We start from the raw sequence: 24331 nt of genomic DNA on the forward strand, positions 1-24331 counted from the left end.
TGCCTCTTATTTAAACATCGCATTCAAACGCTGCAACACCAACATCGCGCTGTAATAATCCAGGCGGAACGTCTCAGTTCCTAACGCCCACACGCGCTTGTTTTTCACCGACGGCAGGTGCGCCAGCAGCGGGTTAGCGTAAATCGCCGCCACGTCTTTCTCGTCACCGGCAAACACAAACAGCCCTTCGCCGTTCAGTCCCGTCGCCAGGTTTTCACCGCCCAGTTGGATAATGTCGTGGCGCTTGCCCTGGCTTGTTGAGGTCTGCAACCCGGCTGGCAGGTCCGCCAGCGTAAAGCCCAGCTGGTGCAGCAGCTTGCCCTGCGCCGATTCGGCGGTCCACAGGTTGGCGGAATGCGCGGCAGCGGTGTAGACGATGGCGTTCACCGGCTGCGGCGGCAGCGTCATTTGCTGTTTCACCTGCGCGAGCTGCGTATCAAACGCGGCTATGCGCCCGGCGGCCTGCTTTTCGTGTCCGGTGATCGTGCCCAGCTGGGTCAGCAGCGCCTGCCAGCTCTTGTCGTCGTAGTTGATGATAAGCGTCGGCGCAATGGCGGAAAGCTGATCGTACAGCGCCAGTGCGGAATCCCCGCCGGTAGCGCTGATCAAAATCAGGTCCGGCATTTGCGCGGCCACCGCTTCGGCGCTCGGCTCGCCAATGTACAGCCGCGCTACCTTGCGCTGCTTCGCGATATCGCCCCACTGGCGCAGGAAGCCCAGTCCATCCGCCACGCGGTTGTTTGGCGTGGTCGCGCCGCTGGCGACGACCGGTGCGTCAATGGCCAGCAGGGAGCCGGTTAAGGTCACGCTGGTGGAGACAATGCGCGTCGGTTTGTGCTCAAGGGTATGTACCCCGCGGCTGTCAGTCACCTGACGCGGCCAGTCGGCGGCAGCGGCTGAGGTAAGTCCTAAAACAAAAAGTGATAATAAAAGCAGGGGATTACGGAAAACGGCAGGGAATTTCACAGCGCGGGATCCTGTTTTCATTGAAGATAATGCTTCTCATTTTCATAGTTACCGCACCGGGATGCAAGCTTTTGTCGCACAAGTTATTTGCCCGACGGTTGACAGCGAAGCGATGTGGGATTAGGTTAGCCGACGAAAATATAAATGATAATCATTATTGCTTCTTTTATCATTTTGAGGAGGATGATATGGATACGTCCCTGGCTGAGGAAGTTCAGCACGCCGCAACCACGCTGGAATCAGACCGTTTTTTCTTTATGTCGCCTTACCGCAGCTTTACCACGTCCGGCTGCTTTGCCCGCTTCAGTGAACCCGCCGTCGGCGGTGACGATCCGGCGGGTCGCTTCCAGCAAAAATTAGCCCATGCCTTCCGCACGGCAAAAGCCAGCGGTATTGCTCACCCGGTGATGGTGGGGGCGATCCCGTTCGACACCCGCAAGCCCTCGTCGCTGTTTATTCCGCAACGCTGGGAGACCTTTTCCCGTCCCGCACGTCAGCAGTCCGCACGCTATTTTTCCGGCGCGCAGGCGCTGAAGGTGGCACAACGCACCGAGATCCCGCCGCAGCCCGTCTTCGAAGAGATGGTCGCTCGCGCCGCGTCGCTGACCGCCACGCCGCAGGTGAACAAGGTGGTGCTGTCGCGCCTGATTGATATCGCGACCGACAAACGCATGGACAGCGGCGCCCTGATGGAGCGCCTGATCGCCCAGAACCCGGCGAGCTTCAACTTCCACGTGCCGCTGGAAGACGGCGGCGTGCTGCTGGGCGCCAGCCCGGAGCTGCTGCTGCGCAAAGAGGGGGCGCACTTTAGCTCGCTGCCGCTGGCAGGCTCCGCGCGCCGTCAGCCGGACGACGTGCTGGATCGCGAAGCGGGCAACAAGCTGCTGGCCTCCGAAAAGGACCGTCACGAGCACGACCTGGTCACCCAGGCGATGAAGGCCATTCTGGCACCGCGCAGCCACCATCTCAGCATGCCTGATTCTCCTCAGTTGATTACCACGCCGACGCTGTGGCATCTGGCGACGCCGGTGGAAGGCGAGGCGCGTGAAAACGAGAACGCCCTGACCCTGGCCTGCCTGCTGCACCCGACCCCGGCGCTGAGCGGCTTCCCGCATCAGGCGGCGAAAGAGCTGATTGCCGAGCTGGAGCCGTTCGACCGCGAGCTGTTTGGCGGCATCGTTGGCTGGTGCGACAGCGAAGGCAACGGTGAGTGGGTGGTGACCATCCGCTGCGCGCGTCTTCGTGAAAATACCGTTCGCCTGTTTGCCGGTGCGGGCATTGTGCCTGCCTCCTCCCCGGTGGGCGAGTGGCGCGAGACGGGCGTAAAGCTCTCCACCATGCTCAACGTGTTTGGTTTGCACTAAGGAAGACTCATGACCATTCCCTTTACCCGCTGGCCTGAGGCATTTGCCCGCCGCTACCGTGAAAAAGGCTACTGGCAGGATCTGCCGTTGACCCACATCCTGACGGATCGGCCGGACAGCGATGCGGTGGCGATTATCGATGGCGATCGCCACATTACCTACCGAGCGCTGAATCAGGCCGTGAACAACCTGGCCTCAGCCCTTCAGGCGCGTGGACTGCAGCGTGGCGAGACGGCGCTGGTGCAGCTTGGCAACGTGGCCGAGTTCTACATCACCTTCTTCGCGTTGCTGCAAATCGGCGTCGCGCCGGTCAACGCGCTCTTTAGCCACCAGCGCAGCGAGCTGAACGCCTACGCGGCGCAGATCAACCCCGCCGTGCTGATCGCCGATCGTGACCATGCGCTGTTTGCGGGCGATGATTTTCTTCATGCCTTTGTGGATGAACATCGCTCGGTGCGCGTCGTGCTCCTGCGTGGCGATAAGGGTGAATATGCCCTGGACGCGGCGATTGCGCGTCCGGCGGACAATTTTATCCCTAACCCGACGCCCGCCGACGAAGTGGCGTTCTTCCAGCTCTCCGGCGGCAGCACCGGCACGCCGAAGCTGATCCCGCGGACGCATAACGACTACGACTACAGCATTCGCCGCAGCAACGAGATCTGCGGTATCACTGCGCACACCCGGTATCTGAACGCGCTGCCCGCGGCGCACAACTACGCCATGAGCTCGCCGGGGTCGTTAGGCGTCTTTACCGCGGGCGGCTGCGTGGTGCTGGCGAACGATCCGAGCGCCACGCTCTGCTTCCCGCTGATCGAACAGCACCAGATTAACGTCACCTCGCTGGTCCCGCCGGCGGTCAGCCTCTGGCTGCAGGCGATTGCCGACGGCGCGGGCAACGCCCAGCTTGCGTCGCTGAAGCTGCTCCAGGTGGGCGGCGCACGGCTCTCATCCACGCTCGCGGCGCGCATTCCGCTGGAGATTGGCTGCCAGCTGCAGCAGGTGTTCGGCATGGCAGAAGGGCTGGTGAACTACACCGCGCTCGACGACGCGCCGGAACGCATCATCAACACCCAGGGCCGACCGATGTGCCCGGACGACGAAGTGTGGGTGGCGGACGAGCACGGCAACCCGCTGCCGCGCGGGGAAGTCGGGCGCCTGATGACGCGCGGTCCGTATACCTTCCGAGGCTATTTCAAGAGTCCGGAACACAACGCCAGCGCCTTCGACGCCGACGGCTTTTACTGCTCCGGGGATCTGATCGCCATTGACGAGCAGGGCTACATCACCGTGCAGGGGCGCGAGAAAGATCAGATCAACCGCGGCGGCGAGAAGATTGCTGCCGAAGAGATCGAGAACCTGCTGCTGCGCCATGAGTCGGTGATCCACGCCGCGCTGGTGAGCATGGAGGATAGCCTGCTGGGTGAGAAGAGCTGCGCGTATCTGGTGGTGAAACAGCCCCTGCGCGCGGTGGAGGTGCGTCGCTTCCTGCGCGAGCAGGGCGTCGCCGAATTCAAGCTGCCGGACCGCGTGGAGAGCGTGGATGCGCTCCCGCTGACGCCGGTCGGCAAAGTCGATAAGAAACAGTTGCGCCTGTGGCTTGCTGAACGCGCCCGGGGCTGAGGAAAAGAGTATGGCCATTCCAAAATTAACCGCTTACGCGCTGCCGACCGCCGCAGAGTTGCCGACCAGCAAGGTGAACTGGGCGTTTGAGCCCGAGCGCGCGGCGCTGCTGATCCACGATATGCAGGAGTATTTCCTGAACTTCTGGGGCGAAAACAGCGAGATGATGCAGCAGGTGGTGGCGAACATCGCCAGACTGCGCGCCTGGTGCAAAGAACACAATATCCCGGTGTACTACACCGCGCAGCCAAAAGAGCAGAGCGACGACGATCGCGCCCTGCTGAACGACATGTGGGGCCCGGGCCTGACCCGTTCGCCGGAGCAGCAGCGCATCGTCGCCGAGCTGGCGCCGGACGAAGCGGACACGGTGCTGGTGAAGTGGCGCTACAGCGCGTTCCATCGCTCGCCGCTGGAGCAGATGCTGAAAGAGACGGGCCGCAACCAGCTGCTGATTACCGGCGTCTACGCCCACATCGGCTGCATGACCACCGCCACCGATGCCTTTATGCGCGACATTAAGCCGTTCTTCATTGCCGACGCGCTGGCGGATTTCACCCGCGACGAGCACCTGATGTCGCTGAACTATGTAGCCGGACGCTCGGGCCGCGTGGTGATGACCGACGAACTGCTGCCGTCCGTTCCGGCCTCGAAGACCGCACTGCGCGAGCTCATTCTGCCGCTGCTGGACGAGTCCGACGAGCCGATGGATGACGAAAACCTGATCGACTACGGCCTGGATTCGGTACGCATGATGGCGCTGGCAGCCCGCTGGCGCAAAGTACACGGCGATATCGACTTCGTGATGCTGGCCAAAAATCCGACCCTCGACGCCTGGTGGGCGCTGCTTTCCCGCGAGGTGAAGTGATGGGATGGGATTTCACCGGTAAAACCGTCTGGGTGACGGGCGCGGGGAAGGGGATTGGCTACGCGACCGCACTGGCATTTGCCGAAGCCGGCGCGCAGGTGACCGGGTTCGATTTGGCCTTCCCGCAGGATCACTATCCGTTTTCCACCGAAACGCTGGACGTGGCGGATGCCGCGCAGGTGCATGAGGTGTGCGGGCGCGTGCTGGCTTCGCTCGAACGGCTGGACGTGCTGGTCAACGCGGCGGGCATTCTGCGCATGGGGGCGACGGACCAGCTCTCGTACAAGGACTGGCAGGACACCTTTGCGGTCAACGTTGGCGGCGCGTTCAATCTGTTCCAGCAGACCATGGGGCAGTTCCGCCGTCAGCAGGGCGGGGCGATTGTGACCGTGGCGTCCGACGCGGCGCACGCGCCGCGCATCGGCATGAGCGCCTATGGCGCATCGAAAGCGGCGCTGAAAAGCCTGGCCCTGACCGTCGGGCTGGAGCTGGCAGGCAGCGGCGTGCGCTGCAATCTGGTGTCGCCGGGCTCAACGGACACCGATATGCAGCGCACTCTGTGGAAAAGCGACGATGCGGAGCAGCAGCGCATCCGCGGCTTCGGCGAGCACTTTAAGCTCGGTATTCCGCTGGGCAAAATTGCCCGTCCTCAGGAGATAGCTGCGACCGTGCTGTTCCTTGCCTCCGATGCCGCCAGCCATATCACCCTGCAGGATATTGTGGTGGACGGCGGCTCCACGCTGGGGGCGTAAATGATCTGGAAACGTCATTTATCGCTTGAGGAACTGAACGCCACCAGCGTGAATACCCTGGTGGCGAACCTGGGCATCGTCTATACCCGCCTCGGGGATGATGCGCTGGAAGCGGAGATGCCGGTGGATGCGCGTACCCATCAGCCGTTTGGCCTGCTCCACGGCGGGGCCTCGGCGGCGCTGGCGGAAACGCTCGGCTCAATGGCCGGATTTCTGATGACCCGCGACGGGCAGAGCGTGGTGGGAACGGAGCTGAACGCCACGCATCATCGGGCGGTATCCCACGGCACGGTTCGTGGCGTGTGTCAGCCGCTGCATCTTGGGCGTTCGAGCCAGAGCTGGGAGATTGGGGTCTTCGACGAGCAGGGGCGGCGGTGCTGTACCTGCCGGTTGAGTACGATGGTGCTGGGCTAGCCCAGGCAGATCAAAGTGATCGGCTTAACACTGTGGTGTAAATCTCTGGTTTGACCACGCATTATTGCGTTTCAAAGTTGTTAAATTTTTCCGGTTGTTCTAGAAACAAAATGTAACATCTCACTGTTTCACAACAACGGACAACAACTATGAACAACTCAGGGAAATACCTTACATGGGCAGGGCTCTCCGTTGTGGGAGCCTTTGCCCTGGGCTACATCGCCCTCAACCGGGGGGAGCAGATCAACGCGCTCTGGATCGTCGTTGCCTCGGTCTGCGTTTACCTGATCGCCTATCGTTTTTATGGCCGCTATATCGCTAAAAATGTTCTGGCGGTCGATAGCAACCGCATGACGCCTGCCGTCCGCCATAACGACGGTCTGGACTACGTGCCGACCGACAAGAAAGTGCTGTTCGGTCACCATTTTGCGGCGATCGCCGGAGCAGGCCCGCTGGTGGGCCCGGTGCTGGCGGCGCAAATGGGCTACCTGCCGGGGATGATCTGGATCCTCGCCGGGGTGGTGCTGGCGGGGGCGGTGCAGGACTTTATGGTACTGTTCGTCTCCACCCGCCGCGACGGACGTTCGCTGGGTGAGCTGGTGAAAGAGGAGATGGGGGCCACTGCCGGGGTGATTGCGCTGGTGGCGACCTTTATGATCATGGTGATCATCCTCGCGGTGCTGGCGATGATCGTAGTGAAAGCGTTGACCCACAGCCCGTGGGGAACGTATACCGTAGCCTTTACCATTCCGCTGGCGCTGTTCATGGGGATCTACATCCGCTACCTGCGTCCGGGCCGCATTGGTGAAGTGTCGGTGATTGGTCTGGTGTTGCTCGTGTTCGCCATTATCTCCGGCGGCTGGGTGGCGGAAAGCCCGACCTGGGCACCGTTCTTCGACTTTACCGGCGTACAGCTGACCTGGATGCTGGTGGGCTACGGCTTTGTGGCGGCGGTGTTGCCGGTGTGGCTGCTGCTGGCCCCGCGCGACTACCTTTCAACGTTCCTGAAAATCGGCACTATCGTCGGGCTGGCGATCGGCATTCTGATTATGCGCCCGACCCTGACCATGCCGGCATTAACCAAATTTATCGACGGTACCGGCCCGGTCTGGACCGGCAACCTGTTCCCGTTCCTGTTTATCACCATCGCCTGCGGTGCGGTGTCGGGCTTCCACGCGCTGATCGCCTCCGGGACGACGCCAAAGATGCTGGCGAATGAAAATCAGGCCTGCCTGATTGGCTACGGCGGCATGCTGATGGAGTCCTTCGTAGCCATCATGGCCCTGGTCTCCGCCTGCATTATCGACCCGGGCGTCTACTTCGCGATGAACAGCCCGATGGCAGTCCTGGCTCCGGCCGGTACCGTTGACGTGGTGGCCTCTGCCGCGCAGGTGGTGAGCGGCTGGGGCTTCGCGATTACCCCTGATACGTTGACGAGCATCGCCAGCGAAGTGGGCGAGCAGTCCATTATCTCCCGCGCGGGCGGGGCGCCGACGCTGGCGGTGGGCATGGCGTATATTCTCCACGGCGCGCTGGGCGGGCTGATGGACGTCTCGTTCTGGTATCACTTCGCCATTCTGTTTGAAGCGCTGTTTATCCTGACGGCGGTGGATGCGGGAACCCGTGCGGCGCGCTTTATGCTGCAGGATTTGCTTGGCGTCATCTCCCCGAACCTGAAGCGGACCGACTCGCTCCCGGCTAACCTGCTGGCGACGGCGCTGTGCGTGCTGGCGTGGGGCTATTTCCTGCATCAGGGCGTGGTCGATCCGCTGGGCGGGATTAACACCCTGTGGCCGCTGTTCGGTATCGCCAACCAGATGCTGGCGGGCATGGCGCTGATGCTCTGCGCGGTGGTGCTGTTCAAGATGAAGCGCCAGCGCTATGCGTGGGTGGCGCTGGTGCCTACCGCGTGGCTGCTGATCTGTACCCTGACGGCGGGCTGGCAGAAGGCCTTCAGTCCGGATAATAAGGTGGGCTTCCTGGCAATTGCCAACAAGTTCCAGGCGATGATCGACAGCGGCAAGATCCCGGCACAGTACACCGAATCACAGCTGTCGCAGCTGGTGTTTAACAACCGTCTGGACGCCGGGCTGACCATCTTCTTTATGGTGGTGGTCGTGGTGCTGGCGTTGTATTCTCTCAAGACCGCGCTGGCGGCATTGAAAGTCGACACGCCAACGGCGAAAGAGACGCCGTATGAGCCAATGCCTGAAAACCTGGAAGAGATTGTGACCCAGGCGAAAGGGGCGCACTAACCTTTGTGCCGGGTAGCGGCTTCGCCTTACCCGGCCTATATACCCTGTGAGATCAGAATCATGTTCGACACCCTTTCCAAAGCCGGTAAGTACCTGGGCCAGGCCGCCAAAATGATGATTGGCGTGCCGGACTACGACAACTACGTCGAGCATATGCGCGTCAATCATCCAGACCAGACGCCAATGACCTACGAAGAATTTTTCCGCGACCGCCAGGACGCCCGCTACGGCGGCAAGGGCGGGGCGAAATGCTGTTAACCCTCTTTCGGTAAATAGAGGCTGATCTGCTCCTGCTTGCAGCCGTAGATCGCTGCCAGCTTTTCACGGGTGCGCTTTTGCGGACGGGAGTCCAGCGCTTCCAGCTGTGACACGGCGGACTGGCTGATGCCGAGTTTCTCCGCCACCTCCTGCTGGGATAGCCCGCGCAGGATACGCCACGCGGCCTGTAGGCTGACGTTCTGCCAGGTCATGATGCTGCACACTTCTCCGGGCAATTCCACGTCATCCAGACTATCGTGTTCGACCTCAATATCCTCCAGATCGTCATCGGTTTCGTCGTCAATTTCTGACATCTGTAAGAGCATACGAAAATATTCGTGATAGGGAATAACGGCGTACTGCGTTTTCCCGTTATCGTCCTTGATTAGCTGTACAGCCATAGGTGGCACTCTCCTCATGCAGGTAAGTCGTTGAAGTTCTGCGCTTGACGGCTAAAACATAACAATGGTTATCGGGATCGTCCCGAAGCGTATAGATGATGCGGTAATCGCCAACGCGTAGCCGGAAATGATTTTCGGTCGCCGATATTTTTTTGATATCGGGCCGGGGAGCTGAACGGTCATCCAGTTCATTAAGCTTTACCTCAATGCGGTGCTGATACCGCTCGTCAATCTTTGAAAACGCCTTCTTTGCACCATTGGACCAGACAATCTTCATCCGTACCTCCACTGTACGCCCACACAAAACATAAGGAAATAATAAGACTATTAGATAAATTCCGAATTTCTTATGGGGTACTGTAGAGCGGAGAAAAAATACAGGTAAGAGGCAAAACGCAAACCGTCGAGGCGGCTCGAAAAGGCCTCTGCCGGGCGACAGAGGCTTGCAGAAAAGGTGCGATCAGGCGTTCAACCCGCCGTCGACATCCAGCCCTGTGCCGGAGATCTGCCCCGCAGCCGGGCTGGCAAGGAAGGTGACCGCCGCCGCGATGTCTTCCGGCTGGCCGTAGTGACCGACCGCGATCATCTGGCGCTGGGCTTCCGCCTGTTCGCCGTCTTCCGGGTTCATATCGCTGTTGGTGGGGCCGGGGTGGACAAGGTTAACGGTAATACCGCGCGGGCCCAGATCGCGCGCCAGGCCGCGGGTGAGGGAGTTAAGGGCAGACTTGGTCATCGAGTAAACGGCAATACCCGGCATCGCCACGCGGTTGGCCAGACAGCTGCCGATGTTGATAATGCGCCCGCCGTCGGACATGTGCACCAGCGCTTCCTGAATGGCGATCACCACGCCGCGAATGTTGACGTTGATGAGCGCGTCGATGTCCGCCAGGGTCATGGACTCCAGCGGGCCGCCGCGCGCGATACCCGCGTTGTTGACCAGAATGTCCAGCCCGCCAAGGGAACGTGCTGCATGGGTGACGGCATCCTGAATCGCCTGCGCGCTGGCGCTGTCGGCCTGCACAGCTTCGCTGTGTCGTCCCAGCGCCTTAATCTCCTCAGCGACCGCCTGGGCTTTATCGGCGGATTTTTCATACGTAATAATCACATCCGCACCGGCGCGCGCCAGCGACAGTGCAATAGCACGACCCAACCCGCGGCTGGCACCGGTAACCAGCGCCTTTTTACCTGTTAAATCGATCTGCATGATGACCTCGTTACGAGAGTGGTAAGAATCATCATTAGGTATAGACGGTCAGGGAGATTAACGGCTGAAGTATTCCACCTTCTCAAACGCCGCGCGCAGAACCTCAGGCGTTAACGTCACCGGCAGATAATGAATTGACTCCACCGGACGCAGAGTGTGGGCAATCACCTTATCCAGCTCGTCGCGGTTGTGAATATCGACCTCCAGCGCGCGAAGCGTGGTCGGCAGGTTAAAGCGCCGGTACGCCGAGACCAGCTGCGCCAGCACGTCGTCCTGGCCGAGCAGGGCGCTCTGCACCAGAATGCCGTAGGCCACCTTGGTGCCGTGGAGGTATTTTTCCGTCTGCGGCAGCACGGTTAAACCGTTGTGCACCGCATGCGCCGCCGCCACGCGGGTATAGCGTTCGCCCAGACCGCCGACCATCCCGCCGCCGGCGATGATCGCATCCACCACGTCCCGAAAGACCTGCGTCTGTTCGCCGCGCTGCTGGTCGGCCAGCGCTTCCTCACTGTGCTCCAGCAGCACGTCGCGGATCGCCAGCGCGCCGTTGATGCCCAGCCGCACGGTCAGCGGCAGGTTTTCAGGTTGCGGAGCAAGCACTACCGCTTCGTACCACTTCGCCAGCGTATCGCCGATACCCGCCAGCAGGTATTCCGCGGGTGCGTTGAGAATGATCTGTGGCTCTACCAGCACCAGGAAGTTGGCGTCATCGAAGATCTCAAAATGCAGCGCCTGCCCGGCATCGTTGTACCAGACGGAGAGCGGGGTCCATGCCGCGCAGGTAGCGGCAATGGTGGGGATACCCACGAACGGCACGCCTAAGCGGCGCGCCACGGCCTTGACGGTATCCAGCACCGCACCGCCGCCGACGCCAATCACCACGCTGGCGTCACTGCCGGATTCGTTCACCAGATGGATGACGTCGCGCTCGCTGCAGTGGCCTTTAAACAGCAGGTGTTTCGCCCCCGGCGCGTGAAAGCTCTCCGGCAGGAATGGGCGCGCGCCGTCGATAGCGCGCTCGCCGTAAATCCACACCGCGCGGGAAAGCTGTTCCGGGGTAAAGAAGTTATCCAGCTGCGCAAGGCTTCCGGGATGGGAGAAGTAGTTCGCCGGGCCAGGCACGACGCGGATATCGGTGTTGCTCATGGTGTTGTCCTTTTTTAGCAAGCGCTAACCCGATGTTATGTCTGGACATCCGGATGGCTAATAATATTTCGCTTTAACTTATGCCTTTTCCGTCGTTGTCAGTCAACCGGAGCTGTGAAAAATTCGATAAATCAGAAGAGTTATGAAGGATTTACGCGGATGGTTTCCAGTCGCCTTGAGATGCGCGGTATCAGCCTGGCCTTTTCCGGCTTTCAGGCGCTGTCGCGCGTGAACTTCACCTTAACCGGCGGATCGGTACATGCGCTGACCGGCGCCAACGGCGCGGGGAAATCGACGCTGATGGCGGTGCTGTGCGGGACGCACGACCACTATGAGGGCGAAATCTCCATTAATAACCAGCCGGTAAGCATCCGCGAGCCGCTCGATGCCAAACGGCTGGGGATCCACCTCGTGCAGCAGGAGGTGGACGTGGCGCTGATCCCGGGGTTAAGCATCGCCGAGAACATCATGCTCGACCAGCTGGCGCAACCGGGGCATCGCTTTAACTGGCGCGCGATCCGCCAGCAGGCGAGACAGGCGCTGGCGCAGCTGGACGTTACGCTGGACGTCCGCCGTTCCATCGACAGCTGCACGCTTGCCGAAAAGCAGCAGATTTTGCTGGCGCGCGCCCTGTCCCATCACTGCCGTTTTTTGATTCTTGATGAGCCCACCGCGCCGCTGGACGCGCACGAGAGCGAGCGTCTGTTTGCGGTGGTAAGACGGTTAAAGCAGCAGGGCATCGGCGTGGTGTTTATCTCCCACCGCATTCACGAGCTGAAGGCCATCTGCGACACCCTGACGGTGCTGCGCGACGGCAAGCTGATCGAGTCCGGCCCGATGGCCGATCTCAGCGGCGAAGCGATCGTCGAGAAGATGCTCGGCCACGTGCTGAGCGATATCTACCCGCCCGCGCGGCCGCCGCACGGCGACGAAACGTTGCTGCGGGTAGAAGGGCTGCACGACGACGCGCTGCTGAAAGATATCTCCTTGCACCTGCGCAAGGGCGAAATTCTCGGTATTGCCGGGCTGGCGGGCGCGGGCAAAACCGAACTCTGCAAGGCGCTGTTTGGCGCCAGCAAAAGCCGTGTGTCGCGCGGTGAGTTGAATCAACAGCCCTGGCAGCCGCGCGACCCGGCGGACTCGGTGCTGCGCGGCCTGGCGCTGGTGCCGGAAGAGCGGCGCAAAGAGGGCATTTTTATCGACGAGCCGGTGAGCATGAACCTTGCCGTGTGCGCCGATAACAGCTTCTCGCGCTGGAGCCTGTTCGGCCATCGTCAGGCGTGGCGCTGGGCGGAGGAGGTGATCGCCCGCGTCGGCGTGCGCGCCCGCGGTCCCGGGCAGGTTTTGCGACGTTTGTCCGGCGGCAACCAGCAGAAGGTCGCCATCGGCAAGTGGCTGCGCAATGACGCGAGCGTGCTGATCTTCGACGAGCCGACCAAAGGCGTGGACGTGAAGGCCAAAACCGATCTGTTCCAGCTGATTGACGGCCTGGCGCGTGAGGGCAAAGGGGTGATTTACGCCTCCGGCGAATTTGCCGAGCTGGTCGGGCTGTGCGACCGCATCTGCGTGCTGTGGGACGGGCGCATCGTGGCGGAAATCGCCGGGGCCGAGGCCCGTGAAGAGACACTACTTTATTATTCAACCGGAGGAACGGCGTCGTGAGCAAGGCCCTTTCAGTAAACGCGACGGTGTCTGGCCGTCAGCAGATTTTCGATTTTCTCTACAAGTGGGGCATGCTGTTAACCGTCGTCGCGCTGGTGGCCGTCTTTGGCCTGGCGTCGGACAGCTTCCTCGATCCAAACAACATCATCAATATTCTGCGTTCGATTGCCATCGTGACGGTGATAGCTATCGGCGTGTCGATATCGCTGACCATCGGCGGGTTCGATCTCTCCGTAGGATCGACCGCGTCGCTGGCGAACGCGCTGGTGATTTCCCTTTTCGTCTGGCACGGCTTCGGCACCACCGAGTCGATTCTGATCACCCTCGCGCTCTGCACGCTGGTGGGTCTGTTTAACGCCTTTCTGATCGTCATCCTGCGCATTCCGGACATGCTCGCGACGCTGGCCAGCCTGTTTGTGATCCAGGGCGTGGCGATGACCTACAGCTACGGCGGGTCGATTACCGAGAACATGGTGCTGCCGAGCGGTGACATGGCGGAAGGCGCCATCCCTGCGACGTTCAGCCTGCTGGGGCAGGTGCCGACGATTGTGATCATCATGCTGGTGGTGACGGTTCTGGCGCAGCTGGGGCTGTCGCTCACCACTCACGGTCGTCGGATGTACGCCATTGGCGGTAACCCGGAAGCGGCGCGTCTCTCGGGGATTCGCACCACCCGCTACAAGGTGGCGGCCTACGTGATTGCCTCCCTGCTGGCGGGCCTGGGCGGGATTTTGCTGGCCTCGCGCATTGGCTCGTCGCAGGTAAACGCGGGCGGCGGTTACCTGATGGATGCGGTAGCGGCGGCGTGGATTGGCTTCTCGCTGGCCGGGTCCGGCAAGCCGAATGCGCTGGGGACCCTGGTCGGGGCGGTTATTCTCGGCGTGCTGTCGAACGGGCTGGTGATGCTCTCCGTGCCGTATTATGCCATGGACATTATAAAAGGGCTGGTGCTCGCGGTAGCGCTGGCGATTACGTACATACAAAAACGCTGACAACACAACGGGATAAAAAATGAAAAAGATTGCACTCTCTTTGGTGGCATTAGGGTTATTCACCGCTCTGCCTGGCTTCGCGGCCACGCCCGCACCGCTTCCGGCGGCCATTGCCAACCATGACGGCCCGATCCGCATCGCGGTGATCCGTAACCTCGGCTCAGACGACAACACCACGCAGTTTATTGCCGGGGCCATTCAGGAAGGGAAGAAGCTTGGCTTTAAGGTCAGCACCTTTTTAAGCAACGGGGACGACGCCAAATTCCAGGACTTCGTGAACCAGGCCATCAGCCAGAAGTACGACGGGATTATCTTGTCTCAGGGCCGCGATCCGTACTCCACCGCGCTGGTGAAGAAGGCGGTGGACGCCGGGATTAAGGTCGCGGTATTTGATACGGCGGTTAATGGCGAGATCCCGGGCGTGACCGTCACCCAGCAGGACGATGCCTCCCTGACGAACCTCTCCTTCGGCCAACTGGCGAAAGATTTCAACGGCAAGGCCAATATCGTCAAGCTGTGGGTGGCGGGCTTCCCGCCGATGGAGCGTCGTCAGGCGGCGTATAAAGAGTTGCAAAAACAGTACCCGGACATCAAAGAGCTGGAGTCTATCGGCGCGGTCTCTTCTGACGTGCAGGGCGACACCGCCAACAAGGTGGGTGCGATTCTGGCGAAATACCCGAAAGGTAAAATCGACGCCATCTGGGGAACCTGGGACGCCTTCAGCCAGGGCGCCTACAAAGCGCTGAAAGAGAACGGCCGTACCGAGATCAAACTCTACAGCATCGACATCTCCAACCAGGATCTGCAGCTGATGCGCGAGCCGGGCAGCCCGTGGAAGGTGAGCGTGGCGGTGGATCCGAAGCTGATTGGCGCGACCAACGTGCGTCTGGTGGCGAACAAGATTGCCGGGGAAGCCACGCCTGCGACCTACGATTTTAAGGCGGCCGCTATTCCACAGGCGCTGCTGACCGCCCAGCCGGGTGCGGTGAACGTGGCGTCGCTGGGGAAAATCATCCCGGGCTGGGGCCAGACGGAAGATTTTATCGCGCCGTGGTTTGCGACGCTGGAAGCGAAGAATAAATAAAACCCAGCCGGGTGGCGGCTGCGCCTTACCCGGCCTACATTTCGCACCCGTAGGCCCGGTAAGCGCAGCGCCACCGGGCGAAAGGAGCTCAAGGTGACTCATTTACCCCCTCCCGAATACAGCCGCAACATGCGGCTGATTGGCCATAGCGATCAGGGTGGTCGCCCGGACGGCGTGCAACTGATGGTGCACCGCGGTTTCGCTTATATCGGCCATATGGTGTCGCAGGGCTTTTCGATTGTCGACGTGCGCGATCCGAAAAACCCGAAAGCGGTGGGCTACGTGCCCGCGCCGCCCGGCACCTGGAACGTGCATCTGCAGGCGCATGATGACCTGCTGCTGGTCATCAACGCCCGTGATCTTTTTGCCGATGCCCGCTTTGCCGACGAAAAGGTCTACTACACCCGGCAGGTGGGGGAGACTGTCCGCGATGTGCAGGACAAAGGCTGGAGCGCCGGGCTGCGCGTGTTTGATATCTCCACGCCGGACAGGCCGCGCGAAATCGGCTTTCTGTCGCTGAGCGGGATTGGCATTCACCGCATCTGGTACGTCGGTGGCCGCTGGGCGTACGTGTCGGCGCTGATCGACGGTTTTACCGACTACATCTTTCTGACGATCGATCTGGCCGACCCGCGTAAGCCTGAGGTGGCAGGGCGCTGGTGGCTGCCGGGGATGAACCAGGCCGAAGGTGAACTGCCGAACTGGCCGGAAGGGAAACGCTACGCGCTCCACCATGCGATTATTGCCGGCGATACTGCGTACGGCAGCTGGCGCGACGGCGGCCTGACGCTGCTGGACGTGAAGGAGCGTACCCGGCCTAAACTCATTAGCCACCGTAACTGGAGTCCGCCGTTTGGCGGCGGCACGCACACCGCGCTGCCGCTGCCGGACCGCGATCTGCTGGTGGTGCTGGATGAAGCGGTGCTCGACAACCAGGAGGACGGGGAGAAGCTGATCTGGCTGTTTGATATCCGCGAGCCGTCGAACCCGATAAGCATCTCTACCTTCCCGCAGCCGGACGAAACTGACTACGTGGCGAAAGGGGCGCATTTCGGGCCGCACAACCTGCACGAGAACCGGCCGGGGAGCTTTGTCAGCTCCACGCTGATTTTTGCCACGTATCAGAATGCGGGCGTGCGCGCGTATGACATTTCCAATCCGTATCGTCCGGTTGAAACGGGGGCGCTGGTGCCTGCCGCGCCGGCGAAAATGATGGATACCCGCCCGAATCGCCCGCAGGTGATCCAGTCGTGTGACGTGTTCGTGGATGCGCAGGGAATTATCTACAGCACGGACTATAACGGCGGGTTGTCGGTGATTGAGTATTTGGGATGAGAGCGGTTTGATGCCCTCACCCCGGCCCTCTCCCACAGGGAGAGGGAGAAAATCAGAATCGTAGGCCCGGTAAGCGCAGCGCCACCGGGCACAAAGCCGGCACTCAGCTGTACTGCCGTACCCGCGCCACCAGATCTTCCGCGCTGTCGATACGGTCGGCAATCACAATCAGCGCCTTGCCGAGCGTTATCGCGTGGCGAAGGCATTCGTGGCGCATCGCCTCGTCCTGAATGGTGTCGATATCCGCGACGTGGGAAAGCCCGACGCTGCGGCGAATCAGCTCGGTGCCGCAGAATCCAATGGCGTCATGCCAGACCTTTTTCAGGAAGGCGGAGGCATAGCCCGGCGCGCTGAGCGCGGCGTCGCGTGTTTTCTCGTGTGCCAGCGCCTGGAAGCGCTCCGCGAAGGTGTTCCACAGCTCCTGAATATCGGTCAGGCGCTGCTCGCGGGCGGCGGCGGCATCGCGAATGCCCAGGTGCCCCGGCAGGCCGCAGAAGTTCAGCAGCAGGTTGCCGATGGCGGTGCCGACGTCAAAGCCCATCGGCCCGAAATAACCGAACTCGGCGTCGATGGCCTTCAGGCTGCCGTCGGCCACAAAAATCGAGCCGCTGTGAATGTCTCCGTGCAGCAGGGCTTCAGCCTGAGAAAAGAAACGGTGCTTCAGGGAGGCCACGGCAATTTTCAGCTGGGCGTCGTCGCGCAGCGCGGCGACGTCATTTTCCAGCTCGGCCGGGTAGCTGTTGCGTTCGTGGATCTGGTACGGATCGTTGAAGAACAGATCTTCGGTGATCTCGCACATCTCCGGGTTGATGAATTTCGCCACCTGCGCTTTTTTCTCGTGCGGGTGCAGGTAGAAATCGCTGGTGTGGAACAGCGCGTGCGCGAGGTATTCACCCAGCTGACGCGCCGCCTGCGGGTAATAATTATTATTGATCAGCTCGCCGCGCCAGATGCGATGGCTGGAGAGATCTTCCATCACCATCACCGCCAGTTCCGGGTCAAAGTGGTGGATTTTTACGGTGTGCTGCGGGCTGTGCCGATAGTGCTCGACCAGGGTTTGTGCCTCCAGACGGGCGCGGTCCAGCGTCAGCGGCCAGGACTCGCCGACGCAGCGCACGTAGGGCAGCGCCTGCTTAACGATGATGCGGCTCACGCCCTCGCTGTCGAAGATTTTGAACACCAGATTGAGGTTGCCGTCGCCTACCTCCTGCGCCTCCACCAGCGATGAAGGATCGTCAAGGCCGCCAAACTGCCTGGCATATTCCACGGCGTCCTGAGCGGTAAAGGTACGGTATTGCGACATGGCCTGCTCCTCACGGGTTTGCTAATAAAGACATGTAGACGTCTATACATCTGGACTTCATCCTGACACAATGTGCTACAACAACGCAACAGGGAATTAACGACATGCAGACATTACAGACGACCAGCCTGCGGGTAGCGGATAATCAGCTCTTTATTCTCGACCAGCAGGCCCTTCCGCAGGAGAAACGCTGGCTGGATGCCTCAACGGTAGAGGCGCTGGTGGGGCATATTCACGCCCTGCGGGTGCGCGGCGCGCCGCTGATCGGTCTCTCTGCAAGTCTGCTGCTGGCGCTGCTGGCGGAAAACGGCAAAAGCCGTGACGAGCTGGCGGTTGCGCTGGAAACCCTGCGCGCATCCCGCCCGACGGCGGTGAACCTGATGAACAACCTTGACCGCATGAAGCTGGCGCTGTGGCAGGAAGAGTATGTTCCGGCGCTGGTCGCCGAGGCGCTGCGCCTGATCGACGAAGACAAACGACTCTGTGACGCCATTGCGAGAGCGGGTAGCGCGCTGGTGAAGCCCGGCAGCCGCCTGCTGACCCACTGCAATACCGGCGGGCTGGCAACGGCGGGCGTCGGCACCGCGCTGGGGGTGATTGCTCACGCGCATCAGGAAGGCAAGGTCAGCAACGTCTGGGTCGATGAAACCCGTCCGCTGCTGCAGGGCGGTAGATTGACCGCGTGGGAGCTCGGCGAGCTGGGCGTGCCGTATCAGCTGATTACCGACTCCATGGCCGCCAGCCTGATGGCGAAAGGGCAGGTGGACGCCGTGTGGGTGGGTGCAGACCGCATTGCCGCCAACGGCGACGTGGCGAACAAGATTGGCACCTATTCCCTGGCGGTGCTGGCGAAATTCCACGGCATTCCGTTCTACGTGGCCGCGCCGCAAACGACCCTCGACCCGGACTGCCCCAACGGCGACGCGATCCCGATTGAGCAGCGCGCCGCCAGCGAGGTGACGGGCGTCGCCGGAAGCTTTGGCGCGGTGCAGTGGGCGCCGGAAAACGCGCAGGTCTATAACCCGGCGTTTGACGTAACGCCCGCCTCGCTGATTAGCGGCTGGGTGCTGGATACGGGTGTGGTCACACCGGAAGCGGTGGCAAACGGCAAATTCGCCTGAGTCCGGCTATCCTTTAAGGGGTTCCCTTAAGAGGACAATATCGTGACGCTCGATCCTGAAACAGACTTAAAACTGGAGCGCGTGGTGGATGCCCCGCGCGACCTGCTGTGGCTCTGCTGGACTACGCCCGAGCATATCAAAAACTTCTTCATTCCTGCTCCCCATAAGGTGACCGAATGCGACCTCGACCTCCGCGTGGGCGGACGGTTCAACACCGTGTTTGAGGTGGACGGTCAGCGGATGGATAACCGGGGTGTGTTCCTTGAAATCGACCCGGGAAAAAAGCTGGTCTTTACCGACGGCTATACCGAAGGCTGGAAACCGGCCGAGAAGCCGTTTATGACGGCGATCCTGCTGCTGGAAGAGGTGGGCGAGGGCAAAACCCGCTATACGGCGATTGCGCGCCACCCCACGAAGGAAATCCGCGAGCAGCACGAGCAGATGGGCTTCCACGAAGGGTGGGGGATAGTGCTGGATCAGCTGGTGGAGTATGTGAAGGGATTGAAGCGTTGAAGCTCGAGCGGCCTGATGCCCTCACCCCAGCCCTCTCCCACAGGGAGAGGGAGCAAACACTAAAAACGGCAGCTCTAGCTGCCGTTTTGCTTTCACCTAAGCGAGGCGCGGATACGCATCCGCAATGGCGTTACCGGTAAACTGGGCCACCCAGCCTTCCGGATTATCGAAAATACGAATCGCCGTAAAGTTTGGCTCTGAGCCCATATCAAACCAGTGCGGCGTGCCCGCGGGCACGGAGATGAGGTCGTTTTTCTCGCACAGCACCTGATATACCTCATCGCCAATGTGCAGGCAGAACAAGCCCGCGCCTTCCACGAAAAAGCGTACTTCGTCCTCGCCGTGGGTGTGTTCGTTCATGAACTTCGCGCGCAGCGCGTCTTTCTGCGGATTGTCGGCGCGCAGGCTGATCACGTCCCAGCTCTGGTAACCCTTCTCTGCGACCAGTTTGTCGATAGCATGTTGATACGCCGCGATCACGGCTTCAGGCGCGGGATCGTGTCCTAAATCGCGATCCGCCGCCCAGCGTTCAAACCGCACGCCTTTCGCGTTGAGCTGTTGGGCAATCTCGGCGGCGTCAGTGCTGTGCCACTGGTGTTGACTGGCGTCTTTGTCGGAATAAATGGTCAATGCGCTCATGAAGGGATCTGCTCCGGGTTAATCTCGTCAAACTGGTGGACCTGATGGTGGTGGCTTGCGCCGTCATCATCACCGCGAATCAGCTGCAGGGTACGAAAACCTGCTTGTTCAGCCGCGTCCAGCTCCTGATGAATATCGGAGAGGAAGAGGATCTGCGACGGGGCTATGCCCGTTTGCGCCGCAATGTTCTGATAAGACTGCACCTCGCGCTTGGCGCCGATGTGGGTGTCGAAATAGCCGCTGAACAGATGAGTAATATCACCTTCGTCGCTGTAGCCAAATAACAGTTTCTGCGCAGCGACGGAGCCAGAGGAATAAACATAGAGATCAATCCCTTGCGCTTTCCATTTTTCCAGCGCGGGCAGCACGTCCGGGTAGAGATGGCCGGTAAAGTCGCCGTTGACGTAGCCGTCGTGCCAGATGATCCCCTGCAGCGCTTTAAGCGCAGTGGATTTACGGTCTTCATCCATAAAGGCAAACAGGGCGTCGATAAGTTCGCTGACGCTGGCGTGTGGGTTAGCGATTTCATCACGCAGGTTGTCCAGAATGGATTTCACCGGCTCGGCGTACTGCTGAGCGGTCACGAAGGCCGCCAGCCGCTCACGCGCATAGGGGAACAAAACATCATGGACAAAACGAATATCGCTGGTGGTCCCTTCAATATCCGTCACAATCGCGCGAATCATACTCTCTCCAGTTGTCGTAAACGCATTTCACATTCAAACAGGAATTCCAGTCCTTCCAGATGACGGCGGGCTTCGGCCACATCGCGTCCCCAGCAGGTTAAGCCATGGCCACGCAGAAGAAAACCATAATTAAGCGGACGTTCCTGCGCGTAATGGGCGATTCGCGAGGCGAGGGCGTCAATATCCTGGTCGTTATCGAAGACCGGGATAGCCACCGTGTCCAGATGCGTGGTCTGTCCGGTGAGGGATTTTTGCATCTCAAAGCCGCTGATGTTGAGCTCGGCCTCTTTGACCAGACGGGACAGCACCGTGGCGTTAACCGTGTGAACGTGCAGGACGGCGTTTGCCTCAGGGAACAGACGATAAATCAGCGTGTGCAGCCCGGTCTCCGCCGACGGTTTACGACCGGACGGCGCGCGGTTGGTGGCGATCTCCACCTGCAGAAAGTCATCGGTTGTGAGGCTACCTTTGTCTTTGCCGGATTCGCTGAGCCAGCAGAGATGTTCGTCCTGACGCACCGACATGTTACCGCCGGTAGCGGGCGCCCAGCCTTTGGCACCGATCCAGCGGCAGGCGTCGACCAGATGCGTGAGTTGCAGGTTGTCTGTCATTTTCCTTTTACCCTCTCGGACAGGAATATTCATATTGTTTAGACGTCTAAGCGTCTTGATTGCCAAAGACTAACATCGTGTTATAGTGGCAGCAACATAAGTATTACAAGCAGGCACAACATAATGAGTATTAACGCCTTGATTCCGCAAAGTAAACTACCCAATCTCGGTACCACCATCTTTACGCAGATGAGCGCTCTGGCGCAGCAGCACAACGCCATTAACCTTTCGCAGGGGTTCCCGGATTTCGACGGCCCGGCTTATCTGCAGGCGCGTTTAGCGTATCACGTGGCGCAGGGGGCGAATCAGTATGCGCCAATGACGGGCGTACAGGCGCTGCGGGAAGCCATTGCCGACAAAACGGCTGAGCTGTATGGTCATAAGCCCGATGCGAACAGCGACATCACGGTGACGGCAGGGGCGACCGAAGCGCTGTATGCGGCCATCACCGCGCTGGTGCGCGCGGGCGATGAAGTGATCTGCTTTGACCCGAGCTACGACAGCTATGCGCCTGCGGTTGAACTTTCCGGCGGCGTGGTGAAACGCGTGGCGTTACAGCCACCGCATTTCCGCCCTGACTGGCAGGCATTTGCTGCGCTGCTGAGTGATAAAACCCGTCTGGTGATCCTGAATACCCCGCATAACCCGTCCGCGACGGTGTGGCAGAAAACGGACTTCGCCGCGCTGTGGCAGGCCATTGCTGAACGTGAAATTTACGTGCTGAGCGATGAAGTTTACGAGCACATCTGCTTTGCAGAAGAGGGACACGCCAGCGTGCTGGCCCATCCGCAGCTTCGCGAGCGCGCTATCGCCGTCTCATCGTTCGGTAAGACCTACCATATGACCGGCTGGAAAGTGGGCTACTGCGTCGCACCGGCCGCCATTAGCGCTGAGCTGCGCAAGGTGCATCAGTACCTGACCTTTGCCGTGAACACGCCGGCTCAGCTGGCGCTGGCGGATATGCTGCGCGCGGAGCCCGAGCATTATCGCGCGCTGCCGCGTTTCTACCGTGAACGTCGGGATCTGTTCGTGACGGCGCTGAGTAAAAGCCGCCTGGAAATTTTGCCGTCTGAAGGAACCTATTTCCTGCTCGCGGACTACAGCGCGATTTCCGATCTGGATGACGTCAGCTTTTGCCAGTGGTTGACAAAAGAGGTGGGGGTGGCCGCCATTCCGCTGTCGGTATTCTGCGCCGATCCCTTCCCACACAAGCTGATCCGTCTTTGCTTTGCCAAGCAGGAATCGACGCTGCTGGCGGCGGCAGAGCGTTTGAATACGCTCTGATTATTTCACCGTCCAGGCTTCGGAATAGCGACGGTCTGCAAACAGCGCCAGCAGACCGTTGATTTGCTTGAGGCGCAGCACCTCGTCGCTGTCCATTCCGAGCTCTTTGCCAATTCGCTCATCATTCCAGCCGAGCTGTGCCAGTTCGCGCACGATCTCTGACATGGCGTTAATCTGGTGCCGACCCCGCGCCCGGTTGTGACGGATCGTGGCGGCCATACGGTCATGCTTTTCCTGTCGGTCCTGGCGCAGGCAGGTGACGGGGAGATATCCCTTGAGCTGGCGCTTTAACGCCGCCCGATTTTTGCCGATTTCATGGCGATGGAAACCATCCACAATTTCGTAATGTTGCGGTTCACTTTCCGTTACGACAAGAGGTTGGGTGAAGCCATCGAGTTCCAGCGACCTGGTGAGCAGCCGTTTTTCTGGAGGGGCAACGTTATTGGGGTTGTAGTCGTTAGCGATAATCGCGTCCTGTTTGATCCAGAGCACGCAGTCTATCGGTTGCTCACGAAAAGGACTGTGTCGATGGATCGCTTCACGAAAGGCATTGATGGCGTTAATCCGATCCTCTTCGGAAAGTGACTGCAGGTACGTTTCGATCTCAGTAATTATTCTTTGTCGCATAAAATGCCCCACTCCTTGCGTTTCGCCTTCACTCTGTCGCTGTAGCGCTGATAATGTTTGGGTTTATTTGGGCTGAACGACAGCGCCCTGCACCAGTAGTCATTATTAAGTAAAACCTTACAAATACGGCGCCATGAGGGGATGTCTTTGGCGCCGATATCGCCCTCCTGCGTCTCGGGAATATCCGGCATGCCTCTCTTCTGATACCAGTGCAGATAGATCGCGATTTTATTGCGGTAATGCTCAGCCGTGTTTTGCGGCATGCTGTCCAGCAGGAGCATGGCGTAGTCGCGCCAGCCGAGGTGCCCGGGTTTGAGGATTTTGCGGTGGCCGTAAAAATGGTTGTCCTGCCCGGCGTAGATGCCGCCGCTGCGCACGCCGCTGACGCGCTCGCACATCGCGGCCCAGCGCTCGGGCTCGAGAACGTGATAGAGCCAGAGCCCCTGGCGCTGTTCCGGGCCGAAGGGTTCGCAGATGCGCATATACCGCGGCGGGACGCCCGCCTGAAACATGAGGTTGTAGAGCGGGTTATAGCTGCACCCGGATTTTGCAAACCATGTCCAGATGTCTGCGGTTTTCCAGTCGTAGAGAGGATAGACGTACCACGCGTGCCCCCCGGGAGCGGTGGTTGTCCAGGGCTTATCGTCCGCGAAGCGCTGCTTGCGGTTGTTGGCGATGGTCAAAAACCGGTTGTAGGATTCATCGGCGCGGATGCCCACCAGCATGGCTGCCGGCCGGTGCAGGGCAAACCAGTCGGAAAACGAGCGGACAAACGCTTCAAAGGTCATTCCCGCCTGGTAAAAATCAAAATAATCGGCAGCGGTGATGGCATCTTCCGGCGGCTGGCGCACCCAGTGCACGCCCGGCGCCCAGCACTGCCATTCCGGCTGATACTGTGAGAGCGAATTCTGCGTGGTCAGCGGAAGCGCCACCCAGTAAAAGTGCTCGATGACGTCCCGGTAGCATTCGCGTAGCGCATTAACGTGCTCAATGGTGCAGGAGAACTGCGCCTCCCAGTCAATAAACAGCACGCTGATTTTTCGCTTTTGCGCCCGGGCCATTTGCGCGGTGAGATGCAGCATGACGGTGGAGTCTTTGCCGCCGGAAAAGGAGACGCAGATACGGGAAAAAGTGGCGAACGTCCAGTCGATGCGCGCCTGCGCGGCCTCCAGCACGTTAAGCTGCAGGGGATGTTTATACAGTGACATGTGCAATCTCTTCCTGAGGAT

Annotated in this window: 25 protein-coding genes; 14 read left to right on the top strand and 11 right to left on the bottom strand. The window is 60.3% G+C overall.

Annotated features, from left to right (window positions below; translation table 11 throughout):
- Positions 1 to 6: 6 nt before the first annotated feature.
- On the bottom strand, positions 7 to 966 hold the full coding sequence (fepB, locus tag LJA86_RS01525; protein ID WP_229225461.1) for a Fe2+-enterobactin ABC transporter substrate-binding protein: 960 nt from the start codon (positions 964 to 966) through the stop codon (positions 7 to 9).
- Positions 967 to 1154: 188 nt separating this feature from the next.
- On the opposite strand from fepB, the gene entC reads away from it, so the two are divergent.
- The 7 genes from entC (at position 1155) to LJA86_RS01560 (ending at position 8494) form a co-directional block, all read left to right on the top strand.
- On the top strand, positions 1155 to 2330 hold the full coding sequence (entC, locus tag LJA86_RS01530) for an isochorismate synthase EntC (RefSeq protein ID WP_229225463.1): 1176 nt from the start codon (positions 1155 to 1157) through the stop codon (positions 2328 to 2330).
- 9 nt (positions 2331 to 2339) lie between these two features.
- Positions 2340 to 3950 carry a (2,3-dihydroxybenzoyl)adenylate synthase EntE gene (entE, locus tag LJA86_RS01535; protein WP_229225465.1) on the top strand — a complete coding sequence of 537 codons (1611 nt, stop codon included), beginning with the start codon at positions 2340 to 2342 and terminating at the stop codon, positions 3948 to 3950.
- Between the two features lie 10 nt (positions 3951 to 3960).
- On the top strand, positions 3961 to 4815 hold the full coding sequence (locus tag LJA86_RS01540) for an isochorismatase (RefSeq protein ID WP_223540133.1): 855 nt from the start codon (positions 3961 to 3963) through the stop codon (positions 4813 to 4815).
- The gene (entA, locus tag LJA86_RS01545; RefSeq protein ID WP_229225467.1) at positions 4815 to 5567 is read left to right on the top strand and encodes a 2,3-dihydro-2,3-dihydroxybenzoate dehydrogenase EntA; all 753 of its coding nucleotides are present in this window, start codon (positions 4815 to 4817) and stop codon (positions 5565 to 5567) included. Before LJA86_RS01540 ends, entA begins: the two co-directional genes overlap by 1 nt.
- Positions 5568 to 5981 (top strand): proofreading thioesterase EntH, encoded by a 414-nt coding sequence (gene entH, locus LJA86_RS01550; RefSeq protein WP_021242608.1) that lies wholly within the window; start codon positions 5568 to 5570, stop codon positions 5979 to 5981.
- Positions 5982 to 6130: 149 nt separating this feature from the next.
- Positions 6131 to 8236, top strand: a complete 2106-nt coding sequence (gene cstA, locus LJA86_RS01555; RefSeq protein ID WP_229225468.1) for a pyruvate/proton symporter CstA — start codon at positions 6131 to 6133, stop codon at positions 8234 to 8236.
- Positions 8237 to 8296: 60 nt separating this feature from the next.
- On the top strand, positions 8297 to 8494 hold the full coding sequence (locus tag LJA86_RS01560) for a YbdD/YjiX family protein (RefSeq protein ID WP_006809671.1): 198 nt from the start codon (positions 8297 to 8299) through the stop codon (positions 8492 to 8494).
- Here the strand turns inward: LJA86_RS01560 and LJA86_RS01565 are convergent.
- The 4 genes from LJA86_RS01565 to LJA86_RS01580 form a co-directional block, all read right to left on the bottom strand.
- Positions 8491 to 8895, bottom strand: a complete 405-nt coding sequence (locus LJA86_RS01565) for a helix-turn-helix domain-containing protein (RefSeq protein WP_045909615.1) — start codon at positions 8893 to 8895, stop codon at positions 8491 to 8493. The two genes, LJA86_RS01560 and LJA86_RS01565, sit on opposite strands and share 4 nt — an antisense overlap.
- Positions 8867 to 9172, bottom strand: a complete 306-nt coding sequence (locus LJA86_RS01570) for a type II toxin-antitoxin system RelE family toxin (RefSeq protein ID WP_045909614.1) — start codon at positions 9170 to 9172, stop codon at positions 8867 to 8869. The genes LJA86_RS01565 and LJA86_RS01570 overlap by 29 nt, the downstream gene beginning before the upstream one ends.
- A 183-nt stretch (positions 9173 to 9355) precedes the next feature.
- Positions 9356 to 10099, bottom strand: a complete 744-nt coding sequence (locus LJA86_RS01575; protein WP_045909613.1) for an SDR family NAD(P)-dependent oxidoreductase — start codon at positions 10097 to 10099, stop codon at positions 9356 to 9358.
- A gap of 57 nt (positions 10100 to 10156) precedes the next feature.
- Positions 10157 to 11245 carry an oxidoreductase gene (locus LJA86_RS01580; protein ID WP_229225470.1) on the bottom strand — a complete coding sequence of 363 codons (1089 nt, stop codon included), beginning with the start codon at positions 11243 to 11245 and terminating at the stop codon, positions 10157 to 10159.
- A 159-nt stretch (positions 11246 to 11404) separates the two neighbouring features.
- On the opposite strand from LJA86_RS01580, the gene LJA86_RS01585 reads away from it, so the two are divergent.
- The 4 genes from LJA86_RS01585 (at position 11405) to LJA86_RS01600 (ending at position 16318) form a co-directional block, all read left to right on the top strand.
- Positions 11405 to 12907: a sugar ABC transporter ATP-binding protein gene (locus LJA86_RS01585; protein WP_229225478.1), complete on the top strand. Its 1503-nt coding sequence runs from the start codon at positions 11405 to 11407 to the stop codon at positions 12905 to 12907.
- The gene (locus tag LJA86_RS01590; RefSeq protein ID WP_229225481.1) at positions 12904 to 13899 is read left to right on the top strand and encodes an ABC transporter permease; all 996 of its coding nucleotides are present in this window, start codon (positions 12904 to 12906) and stop codon (positions 13897 to 13899) included. Before LJA86_RS01585 ends, LJA86_RS01590 begins: the two co-directional genes overlap by 4 nt.
- Positions 13900 to 13918: 19 nt before the next feature.
- Positions 13919 to 14983 carry a sugar ABC transporter substrate-binding protein gene (locus LJA86_RS01595; RefSeq protein ID WP_048026943.1) on the top strand — a complete coding sequence of 355 codons (1065 nt, stop codon included), beginning with the start codon at positions 13919 to 13921 and terminating at the stop codon, positions 14981 to 14983.
- A gap of 93 nt (positions 14984 to 15076) precedes the next feature.
- A complete protein-coding gene (locus LJA86_RS01600; RefSeq protein WP_229225483.1) occupies positions 15077 to 16318 on the top strand; it encodes an LVIVD repeat-containing protein in 1242 nt (413 codons plus the stop codon).
- Positions 16319 to 16421: 103 nt separating this feature from the next.
- On the opposite strand, the gene mtnK is transcribed toward LJA86_RS01600, so the two are convergent.
- Entirely contained in the window at positions 16422 to 17621 is a 1200-nt protein-coding gene (gene mtnK, locus LJA86_RS01605) for an S-methyl-5-thioribose kinase (protein WP_229225484.1), read from the bottom strand.
- 104 nt (positions 17622 to 17725) lie between these two features.
- Here mtnK and mtnA point away from each other — a divergent pair, with 104 nt between their 5' ends.
- Together mtnA and LJA86_RS01615 are read left to right on the top strand one after the other, a co-directional pair.
- Positions 17726 to 18742: an S-methyl-5-thioribose-1-phosphate isomerase gene (gene mtnA / locus LJA86_RS01610; protein WP_229225485.1), complete on the top strand. Its 1017-nt coding sequence runs from the start codon at positions 17726 to 17728 to the stop codon at positions 18740 to 18742.
- 42 nt (positions 18743 to 18784) lie between these two features.
- On the top strand, positions 18785 to 19255 hold the full coding sequence (locus LJA86_RS01615; RefSeq protein ID WP_048226066.1) for an SRPBCC family protein: 471 nt from the start codon (positions 18785 to 18787) through the stop codon (positions 19253 to 19255).
- A gap of 96 nt (positions 19256 to 19351) precedes the next feature.
- Here the strand turns inward: LJA86_RS01615 and LJA86_RS01620 are convergent, their stop codons facing one another.
- From LJA86_RS01620 to LJA86_RS01630, 3 genes are read right to left on the bottom strand one after another with little or no spacing between them, the layout of a single operon-like run.
- Positions 19352 to 19894, bottom strand: coding sequence for a 1,2-dihydroxy-3-keto-5-methylthiopentene dioxygenase (locus tag LJA86_RS01620; RefSeq protein ID WP_229225487.1), 543 nt, complete (start codon positions 19892 to 19894; stop codon positions 19352 to 19354).
- Positions 19891 to 20580 carry an acireductone synthase gene (gene mtnC, locus LJA86_RS01625; protein WP_008501009.1) on the bottom strand — a complete coding sequence of 230 codons (690 nt, stop codon included), beginning with the start codon at positions 20578 to 20580 and terminating at the stop codon, positions 19891 to 19893. The genes LJA86_RS01620 and mtnC overlap by 4 nt, the downstream gene beginning before the upstream one ends.
- The gene (locus LJA86_RS01630; protein WP_023618408.1) at positions 20577 to 21191 is read right to left on the bottom strand and encodes a methylthioribulose 1-phosphate dehydratase; all 615 of its coding nucleotides are present in this window, start codon (positions 21189 to 21191) and stop codon (positions 20577 to 20579) included. The genes mtnC and LJA86_RS01630 overlap by 4 nt, the downstream gene beginning before the upstream one ends.
- Before the next feature lie 123 nt (positions 21192 to 21314).
- Here LJA86_RS01630 and LJA86_RS01635 point away from each other — a divergent pair, with 123 nt between their 5' ends.
- Positions 21315 to 22475 (top strand): pyridoxal phosphate-dependent aminotransferase, encoded by a 1161-nt coding sequence (locus LJA86_RS01635; protein WP_045909604.1) that lies wholly within the window; start codon positions 21315 to 21317, stop codon positions 22473 to 22475.
- On the opposite strand, the gene LJA86_RS01640 is transcribed toward LJA86_RS01635, so the two are convergent.
- The gene (locus LJA86_RS01640) at positions 22476 to 23102 is read right to left on the bottom strand and encodes an IbrB-like domain-containing protein (protein WP_045909603.1); all 627 of its coding nucleotides are present in this window, start codon (positions 23100 to 23102) and stop codon (positions 22476 to 22478) included. It abuts the gene before it with no gap.
- Positions 23087 to 24310 (bottom strand): phosphoadenosine phosphosulfate reductase, encoded by a 1224-nt coding sequence (locus tag LJA86_RS01645; protein WP_167212156.1) that lies wholly within the window; start codon positions 24308 to 24310, stop codon positions 23087 to 23089. Before LJA86_RS01645 ends, LJA86_RS01640 begins: the two co-directional genes overlap by 16 nt.
- Positions 24311 to 24331 lie beyond the last annotated feature (21 nt).

The organism is Enterobacter sp. TCD1-1, from assembly GCF_020567405.1.
Classification (GTDB): domain Bacteria; phylum Pseudomonadota; class Gammaproteobacteria; order Enterobacterales; family Enterobacteriaceae; genus Enterobacter; species Enterobacter quasiroggenkampii.